Here is a 9,497-nt window from a genome sequence, read left to right on the forward strand (position 1 = left end):
CTTCATGAGGGTATTTCTATCTTATTTTTTGGTTGGATCGTTACTGCATGCGTCATGTAACAACAAGCCTGCCAATACACACGCAGTAGCCGTATGGTCTTTTGCCGGCTTAAACGATGAGGCAGGACTCAATAGCAAGTTGCAACAGCAAGGAACAGTACAGTTCGTAACAAAGGCTGGTGATGAAAAGCTGGAAACAAAAGGAAGAACGCATGATGGTAAAGCAGTATATCTCGATGGTACATCCTGGTTGAGTGCAGGGCAGGGGGTAGATGGAGAATTGAATATTGGCGGGAGAGGCATTACCTTATTTGCAAAAGTGAAACTGGATTCCTTAAAAGAATATAATCCGGTGTTAGGCAAATCGGGTAATGATCAAAGTGTTGCGTACAAAATTATATTATGCAGGCACGATGGAGAAGGAACCTTCATAGAGGCAATGATTGGGAGCGATGATATTGCGGGAGCACACCTACTGAAGTACAGGATACCTGAGAATGAAGTACTCGACTGGCAGACTATTATGTTCCGTTTTAACGGCAAAAAATCTGAGTTGTATGTAAACGGTATTTTACGTGACGAAGAAATTACAGCAGGTGATTTGCGCCAGTGGAATGATCATCCCGTGTTGATTGGTGCTGAGTTTGAGGAGCCGTTTATCAATGGTGATAGTGCAAAGAATAAATTGAAAGCCACTTTCAATGGGTGGATTGATGGAATTGCCGTTTATAATAAATACCTGGAAGATGATCACTCTGCAGCTTTGTTTGGTGTAGCAGCCCTGCAAAACGATGGATTACCCGGGTACTATAATGAAAAATACAGACCCCAGTTTCACTTTTCTGCAAAGAAAAACTGGATTAACGATCCCAATGGATTGGTATATTATGATGGAACCTACCATTTGTTTTTTCAGTACATGCCGCCGCACCGCCCCGGCGCTTACAAGGACTGGGGGCATGCTATCAGTAAAGACCTGCTACATTGGGAGCAACTTCCCTCTCACATAACACCACACAAAGTTTGGGCAGGCTGTTGGTCAGGTTCTGCCGTGGTAGACGAACATAATGTATCCGGGTTTCAGACAGGAAAAGATAAGCCGATCCTGGCATTTATTACCAATGGTGGCAGGCCCAATGAAGGGTTAGGACCCAAGTGTACGCAGTGCATTGCATATAGTACAGATGGCGGAAAATCATTTACGTATTACGATCAAAACCCGGTAATCAGGAATATTCATAATGAGAACAGAGACCCTAAAGTAGTGTGGGATGAAGATTCAAAGAAATGGATCATGTCCATCTATATGGACAAAGGTTATGAGTTTGCACTATTTTCTTCTTCTAATCTGCGTGATTGGGAGCAAATATCAACATTGTCTCTCGATCGTATTGCAGAATGTCCGGGGTTTGAACCTTTCCCGCTTGATGGTAATAAGAACATTAAAAAATGGGTGTTTTCTGGCGCCAATGGTAATTACGTAGTAGGAACATTTAATGGTACAGCATTCAAACCTGAAACAGGAACGATCATCGGCGATTATGGCAATAATTTATATGCGCCGCAAATTTGGAATAATGCTCCCAACGGTCGTAAAATTCAAATAGCCTGGTTGTCCACCAACAAATATCCGGGTATGCCTTTCGAGCAACAGATGAACTTTCCTACTGAACTACAGTTAAAGACCACTCCTGATGGGATTCGTTTGTTGAGAACGCCTGTAAGAGAGATCAAAAATCTTTATGACGCTGAAATCAAATTTCAGAAATCGCTTAGTGGTCAGGCTGAGAATCCTTTGAGTGAACTTAAAGGAGACTTATATGATTTTGATTTGGAGATAGATGTTAAAAAGTCCAGCTCTTTCGAGTTGGGTGTAAGAGGTGCTACCATCCATTACGATGCAGTTAAAAAGATACTTCGCTGCGGTGGCCAGGCAGAAAAAAGCGGCTTCCCGCCAGATCATTGGAAGGCTTTTGTTAGAACAAATGTGAACGAAACCAATAACATGGGCGAAGCGAAACTGGCAGCCGTTGATGGTAAAATCAAACTGAGAGTATTGGTAGACAGAACTACGGTAGAGATATACGCAAATGATGGAATAGTGGTAATGACTTCTTGCTTTAGACCAGACGAAACCAGGTTCTACTCTTTATCTTCTAATGGAGAAATTGGTGTGAATGCATTTGTTCACTCTTTAAAATCGGCCTGGGTAGTCAACAAAAAATAATAGCTGGCATACCATATATCACAGTAAATAAACTTCTAATTAACATTATCACTCAAAAATCATCACAATGAAGAGCATTTTTTCGATTGTACTTGCCGGTTTGTGTTTACTGCAAACAGGATTTGCACAAACAAAACATATATCTGCAAAGCTGTACACACTCAGTCCCTATTTTACTTTTACTACCAGGGCTGCACCTTTTACCACATTGAGTGCAAGCGGGCCTAAGGGTGTGATAGCTACTGAAAATAGCAAACATGAAAGTTTTACCATTAAAATGTCGGTAAATCTGCAGCCATTTACCGGGGAGCAAATGTTACTGGAAGTACCAGGGCTGATATCTATTAAGTTAAGGCAGGCAGATCCAAAAAAACGCGACCGCCAAAACTATCCGGCTTCTGTAATGCCCGATGGCTCTTTGCCGGTGTTGGAAGCTGGTATAACACTGCACTCGCCAGGGAACAACATATTCTCCCGTAATCTGGAGGTGGGTCACCCGCTGGCTGCATTAAAAAATCCCTGGGGAAAACATGAAGTAGTAGTACACTTTACGAAATCACATTGGACTTTGTATGTAGACAATGAACTGATGGATAACGATTTTGTTATCGGATATCCGCATTGGTGGCATAGGCGCTCATGGAATATCAACCCTGCAGTAGTAAGTGAAGCAAGCATTTATTTGCCTGGTATGATTGTGGAAAGAGATAACAATATAAATATTGAGAAAATGCCCGGCCTGTTATATTGGACGCCCCGTGGGCACAATAGCTGGGTGGGGGATGTGGCTACTATTTTCCACGATGGCCGCTATCACGTATTCTATCTTTATGATAGACGGCATCACGCCAGTAAGCTGGGTGTAGGCGGTCACTATTTTGAACACTTTTCTACTAAAGATTTTATTACCTGGACAGAACATGAAGCGGCAACTCCTATCGAAGAGCAGTGGGAAACTTTTGGAACCGGTACACCCTTCGTTTACAACGGCAAACTCCATCTCTCTTACGGATTGCATACATCACGTATTTATCCGGATTCGCTTACGACCCATCCTGCCATCACGGCGTACTTTAATCAGTACAAAAAAACAGGGTATTTCAAGGCAGATCCAAAAACATCTTTTCCCGCAGGAGCTACCTACTCTGTAAGTGAAGACAATGTCAGCAATTTCAAAAAGAGTGGTTCAATTTTTCACTACAGTGAAAATCCAAGTGTATTTACCACGCCGGAAGGGAAGTTGAAAATGTATGGAAATTTCAGGTCTAAAGGAACGTGGGAGTCACCAGCGCTCGATAGTGCCTGGTATTGCACAGACCCGGAATTTCCCCTAGGAGGCGATTGTACGTTCGATTTTAAATGGGGTAAATATGAATATGTTATTGGGGGCTTTTCTTCCTTATGGAGAAGAAAAATCGGAACCAATGAGCCATGGACGGATGTAGTTGCTCAGGGAAAAGATTTTTATAACGGAGTAAACGTTCCTTCGGTTTCGCCCATTGGTGATGGCCGTTATGTAATGGCAGGCTGGATGCCTATTACGGGATGGGGTGGCCCATTCCTGATTCATGAACTTATACAATATCCTGATGGGAGAGTGGGAACGAAATGGATGAATGAAGTAATTCCAGCTACGGCTGATGCAGCGGTATTGGCTAAAAATGCTCAATCAAAATTAAATTTCCCGGTACAGGACGAAAATTTCATTATCACCTTCGATGTAGTTCCGCAAAAAAAGAAAAATGGTAAACTGGCAGTTTCGTTTTTGCCGGCTTCTGGCAGCGATCAGAAAGGATGCGAGATGCAAATCAATACAGCGGTTTTAACAGCTCATTATGCCGATGCTGTGAGCGATGGTTTTTCTGAAGCGCAAAAATCTATCAGAATGGGAGGAAATCCCAGCGTGGTTCACAACTACGCCATTGAAAATATAATGGGGGTTGATAAGCCATTCACAGTACGCATACTGGTTAAAGCAAATGCAAAACTTGGTGGAACCATTATTGACACTGAAATAGCCGGACAGAATACTTTAGTGTCTTACCGTAATAAACTTGATGTTAAGCGTTTTGCTTTAAACCTGAGTGAAATTGGAGTACGCAATGTTAAGATTTCAAAAGTAGTAGATTAATTGAACAACGAATTGCACAAATAAATTCCAAAAGCATTTAACGATGAAACAAGCCGTATTATTAACGCCCGGAAGCATTAAAAGAGAATGAGCTGTTATTAAAGATCCACAACATAGGAATTTGTGGATCCAACGTACACGTCTTTCATGGCAAACACCCCTTTGTAAAAAATTATCCGGTTATTCAGGGGATAAGTATGGAAGAGAAGTGGTTGGAGTAGAACATTACATTGGTGCTGCAAATGGAAAGGAGTATCGCATAGTAGATGATTTTGCGCCGGTTCTTTTCGAAAAATGAAATACGCTAACCGGCATCGATCTTGTTAATTTTGTAATAGCTGATTATCTAACGAATTTTCGCAAAACTTAAATTCTGCCTTATGACAAATTTAGTTGGCGCTGTAAAAAAGGATTACGTAGTTACTTCAACACTTATACGAGCGGCCATTGTAGCTTCTTTAGGAGGTTTATTATTCGGATTTGATACCGCTGTAATTGCCGGAACCACCGCTGCCATCCAAAGTTTATATCAGCTTTCTGATTGGGCCATGGGTTTTGTTGTGTCATCTGCCCTCATAGGTACAATCATAGGAACGCTCATATCTTCAAAACCAGGCGATAAATGGGGCAGACGGGAGAGCTTAAAGGTGCTGGGATTCTTATTTATTGTTTCTGCATTAGGATGCGCATTTGCCTGGGACTATTGGTCCTTGTGTACTTTTAGATTTATCGGCGGGCTGGCGATAGGCGGTTCTTCTGTCCTTGGGCCAATGTACATTGCAGAGATATCACCAGCAAAACTTCGGGGTCGTTTGGTTATTTTATTCCAGTTTAATGTATGCCTGGGTATCCTTCTGGCCTATTTCTCCAATGCGATGATTGAATTATTAAACCTGAATGAGCTTTATGTTCAATGGAGAGTGATGTTAGGTATGGGTTTTGTACCGGCCCTGGTATTTACTGCTATGTTATATACTATTCCAAAGAGCCCCCGGTGGCTGGTGTTAGTCAATAAATATGATGAAGCGCGCAAAGTGTTGAGCCAAATCGGCGAAGTGAAAATAGACCAAGAGATGGCAGAAATTACAGCGTCATTAGAATCAAATGCGGGTCAGTTTAAAGAAAAGCTGTTTCAAAAAAAATACTTATATCCTATCTTCCTGGGAGTTGCAGTTGCGGCTTTTAATCAATTATCGTTCGTTAATGGATTCCTATACTATTTAAATGATACGTTGAATGACATAGGTGCCAAATTTGGCGGCAAATTTCAACCTGTAATTATTGGTGTTGCTAATGTAATTGCTGTAACAATTGCCTTATTAACAATTGATAAGATAGGCAGAAAAAAGCTATTGCTGATCGGTTCCTGGGGGTCGGCAATTCCTTTGTTTTTTTGTGCTTACATAGCATGGACCAGGAATTTAATCGAATTATTCCCCTGGAGTATAGCAGCTTTCATTTTATTTTTTTCATTCTCTCAGGGAGCTGTTATCTGGGTTTATATAAGCGAAGTATTTCCAAACAAGGTAAGAAGCAAAGGCCTGTCTTTAGGTAGTTTCACACATTGGGCACTGGCAGCTATTGCAGCTCAGGTGTATCCAGTGATTATTGCCATTCCTAAAATTGGTTTATCGATCCCCTTTATTGTAGGTGCGGTCATGATGATTGTACAATTTTTTGTTGTTTGGTTTTTATTTGTTGAAACCAAAGGAATTCCATTAGAGCAATTGGAGGAAAAACTGGGCGTAAATCCCAAAAAAGATCTGACTGTGGATTCCATATACACGTAACGGTGTAATTAATAAGATGACATAAATAAATGAAGCTTTGATAATAAAAGAATGGTATGCATTTTATTGGAATTGATATTGGAACAACTTCTATCTGCGGCATTGCATATGATTTTTTGAATCATACGACAGCTTCAATAACTATAGAAAACGAATCTGAGATTGATTCGGGTAAGTCTTGGGAAAAGATTCAGGATCCTGGATGGATCGTTACTAGTGTTATACGGATCATTAAAAAATTCGAATCGAAGTATGACGTTATTAAAGGAATAGGGATAACCGGGCAAATGCATGGCATTGTTTATGTGAATAATGATGGTGAAGCGGTAAGTCCCTTATATACCTGGCAGGATAACAGGGGCAACATGATCTTAAATAGTCATATTACTTATGCTAAATTTCTAACTGATAATTCCGGATATAAGCTTTCAACCGGGTACGGCATTGTGACACATTTTTATAACATAAGGAATGCATTAATACCGAAAGGCGCTGTGAAGCTTTGTACCATTATGGATTACGCAGTAATGAAACTAACGGGGAGAAAAACGCCATTAACAGATTATACAAATGCAGCAGGTCTTGGTTTTTTTAACGTTAAGGAAAGCAAATTTGATCTTTCATCCTTAGACAATATTGGTATGGATACTTCCATTTTACCTGAAATTGGTGAATCCGCTTCATTTTCAGGTTTTTATAACTCGAATATTCCAGTATATTCCGCTATTGGTGATAACCAGGCAGGCTTTATTGGATCTGTAAGAGACAGGGAAAAATCAATACATGTTACGATAGGAACCAGCAGCCAGTTGTCGGTCTATTCTGAAGATTTCATTCAGATGAATACATTAGACACAAGACCATTTCCGTGGGGAGGTTATATTCTTGTAGGTGCGGCGTTGTGCGGGGGGGAATCTCTCACTATGCTCAAGTCATTTTTTGAGAGAACGTTTAGCTTATTTAATGGAAATGCTGGAAAAGTCAGAGACTTCTATGAAATATTGAATAACATAGATTTCAAGAAACATTATAACGATATCCTTTCTGTTAAAACCCATTTTAACGGTACACGATCTGAACCTTTATCAAAAGGTAGTATTTCAAATATCTCATCATCTAACTTTACTCCGGAAGTTTTAATTCTTGGATTTGTAAAAGGTATTTGCAATGAATTATATGATTTCTATAATACGATACCTGAAAATTTAAAAAAGAACAAGGATTTGTTAGTAGGTTCCGGGAATGCAATTGAAAAAAATGATTTGCTCGTTAGAGTACTTGAAGGAACGTTTAATTTCCGGGTTGTCAAATCGGAAACTGATGAAGATGCCGCTTTCGGCGCAAGCATTGCTGCCTTGGTTGGCGGAAAGTATATTTCCGACTTTGGCAAAGTACTGAAACACGGTGTGTAAAATTACATGCAATTTGCTACAATAAAAGACTTGAAAGAGGTTTAATGTATGGGTTTCGTCAGGCTTTTTAAAAATAGTGTGTTCTGTTAGGATACAAAACGCTGAAAGAAAGTAGTGGAAATCTTTTACAAAATAGCAACATTGAACTGGCGCATTATCCCTTGACATTATTCCTGGTAAAGCAAAAGAAATTAGCCTTGATCTTCATTGCTAAAATTTCCGGAGTTGAACATATGGATTAAGATGTATCTGGAAATAATATTTACATTATTTATTCAACACAGAATAATGATTGCAAAAAAGAAATGGTTGTTACCCGCTTTATGTTTCGCCTTCTTTCAAACGGCGAACGGCCAAACTAAAGATGCGGCATATATGGAAAAACATCGTCCGCAAATTCATTTCTCTCCTAGAAAGGGATGGATGAACGATCCTAATGGAATGGTTTTTCTAAACGGTAAATATCATTTATTCTATCAGCACAATCCGGATAGTACTGTATGGGGGCCAATGCACTGGGGACATGCCGTAAGTACCGATCTTGTACATTGGGAAGAATTACCTATCGCATTATACCCGGATGCTTTGGGAACCATTTTTTCTGGAAGTGCGGTGATAGACAAAAACAATACTGCAGGTTTTGGCGTTAACGCGATGGTGGCTATTTATACCAGCCACAGTCACGCCATGGAAAAAGATGGTTTTGAAAAAGTGGAAACGCAAAGTATCGCATATAGCTTAGATGAAGGAATAACATGGATAAAATACAAAGGCAATCCCGTGCTGCCTAATCCCGGTATACGTGACTTCCGTGATCCTAAAATTTCCTGGTATGAACCCACTAAAAAATGGATTATGACCCTGGCTACTATGGATCATATTACTTTTTATTCTTCTCCCGATTTAAAAAACTGGACAGAAGAAAGCAAGTTTGGTAAAAACATTGGTGCGCATGATGGCGTGTGGGAATGCCCGGATATTTTTCCTTTACAACACGATGGAAAACACGTTTGGGTATTAATTGTAAATATCAGTCCCGGAGGCCCCAACGGCGGATCGGCAACACAATATTTTACCGGCGATTTTGACGGGCATGTGTTTACACCCAATGACACCGAAACAAAATGGATAGATTACGGCCCGGATGATTACGCCGGAATTACATGGTCAAACACAGGCGACCGAAAGATTTTCATAGGATGGATGAGCAATTGGGCATACGCCAATATTGTTCCTACCGTTAACTGGAGAAGTGCTAATACTGTAGCAAGGGAACTGGCAATAGAAAAAGCAGGTGATAAATATCTGGTTAGCTCTGCCCCTGTAAAAGAGATAGATGCGCTGAAAGCAACATCGTATGATGCCAAAAATGTAAAAGCAAAAAATATAAACATTACTGCCAAAGCAGGTAAATTAAATGGAGCGGCAATAATGAAACTTGCGGCGGATGAATTGATGGAGTTTAATATTACACTGTCAAATAATGCCGGTGAAAAAGTAGTATTGGGTTACGACAAAACAGCCAATCAATATTTTATTGACAGAAGCCAGTCCGGCAAAGTTGATTTTGCAAAAAGTTTCGGGAATAAAATTGTCGTACCCCGGCTCTCCGCAAATAAAAACACAGATATTACCTTAGTTATTGATGTTGCTTCTGTAGAAGTGTTTGCTGACAAAGGTTTATCTGTACTTACCGCCATTTTCTTTCCAACTTCTGATTATACGGATATTACCATCAGTTCCAAAGATGGATTTGTAATAAAAACATTAAATCTTAGTCATCTTACCAGCGCGTTATGATTGATATCGCCAAATTTTGTTTCGCCTGCAAAAAGATGATGACAGATGTAAGAAACCAGGAACAGCACAGATAAGGCAATGGCGCCAAGCATTATTTTTTTGTGCAAAATATAATTCCGGCGCTTTACGGCAACCAG

The 9,497-nt window shown here is 40.1% G+C and carries 6 protein-coding genes; 5 read left to right on the forward strand and 1 reads right to left on the reverse strand.

Features of this window, described 5'->3' with window-relative positions:
- The first annotated feature begins 4 nt into the window (after window positions 1-4).
- The 5 genes from VL121_RS11015 (at window position 5) to VL121_RS11035 (ending at window position 9,360) form a co-directional block, all read left to right on the forward strand.
- Window positions 5-2,227: a glycoside hydrolase family 32 protein gene (locus VL121_RS11015; RefSeq protein ID WP_325405161.1), complete on the forward strand. Its 2,223-nt coding sequence runs from the start codon at window positions 5-7 to the stop codon at window positions 2,225-2,227.
- A 67-nt stretch (window positions 2,228-2,294) separates the two neighbouring features.
- Entirely contained in the window at window positions 2,295-4,358 is a 2,064-nt protein-coding gene (locus tag VL121_RS11020) for a glycoside hydrolase family protein (RefSeq protein ID WP_325405163.1), read from the forward strand.
- A gap of 380 nt (window positions 4,359-4,738) precedes the next feature.
- A complete protein-coding gene (locus VL121_RS11025) occupies window positions 4,739-6,148 on the forward strand; it encodes a sugar porter family MFS transporter (protein ID WP_325405165.1) in 1,410 nt (469 codons plus the stop codon).
- Window positions 6,149-6,204: 56 nt separating this feature from the next.
- Entirely contained in the window at window positions 6,205-7,560 is a 1,356-nt protein-coding gene (locus VL121_RS11030) for a sedoheptulokinase (RefSeq protein WP_325405167.1), read from the forward strand.
- Window positions 7,561-7,848: 288 nt separating this feature from the next.
- Window positions 7,849-9,360, forward strand: a complete 1,512-nt coding sequence (locus tag VL121_RS11035) for a glycoside hydrolase family 32 protein (protein ID WP_325405169.1) — start codon at window positions 7,849-7,851, stop codon at window positions 9,358-9,360.
- Here the strand turns inward: VL121_RS11035 and VL121_RS11040 are convergent.
- Window positions 9,339-9,497: a DUF420 domain-containing protein gene (locus VL121_RS11040; RefSeq protein WP_325405177.1), complete on the reverse strand. Its 159-nt coding sequence runs from the start codon at window positions 9,495-9,497 to the stop codon at window positions 9,339-9,341. The genes VL121_RS11035 and VL121_RS11040 overlap by 22 nt on opposite strands.

It is taken from the genome of Agriterribacter sp., assembly GCF_035497235.1.
GTDB lineage: Bacteria > Bacteroidota > Bacteroidia > Chitinophagales > Chitinophagaceae > Agriterribacter.

What these genes read in the sequence shown, in the direction of transcription:
- VL121_RS11020 (WP_325405163.1), top strand. Translation starts at nt 2,295, where the DNA reads ATGAAGAGCATTTTTTCGATTGTACTTGCCGGTTTGTGTTTACTGCAA.
- VL121_RS11030 (WP_325405167.1), top strand. Translation starts at nt 6,205, where the DNA reads ATGCATTTTATTGGAATTGATATTGGAACAACTTCTATCTGCGGCATT.
- VL121_RS11035 (WP_325405169.1), top strand. Translation starts at nt 7,849, where the DNA reads ATGATTGCAAAAAAGAAATGGTTGTTACCCGCTTTATGTTTCGCCTTC.
- VL121_RS11025 (WP_325405165.1), top strand. Translation starts at nt 4,739, where the DNA reads ATGACAAATTTAGTTGGCGCTGTAAAAAAGGATTACGTAGTTACTTCA.
- VL121_RS11015 (WP_325405161.1), top strand. Translation starts at nt 5, where the DNA reads ATGAGGGTATTTCTATCTTATTTTTTGGTTGGATCGTTACTGCATGCG.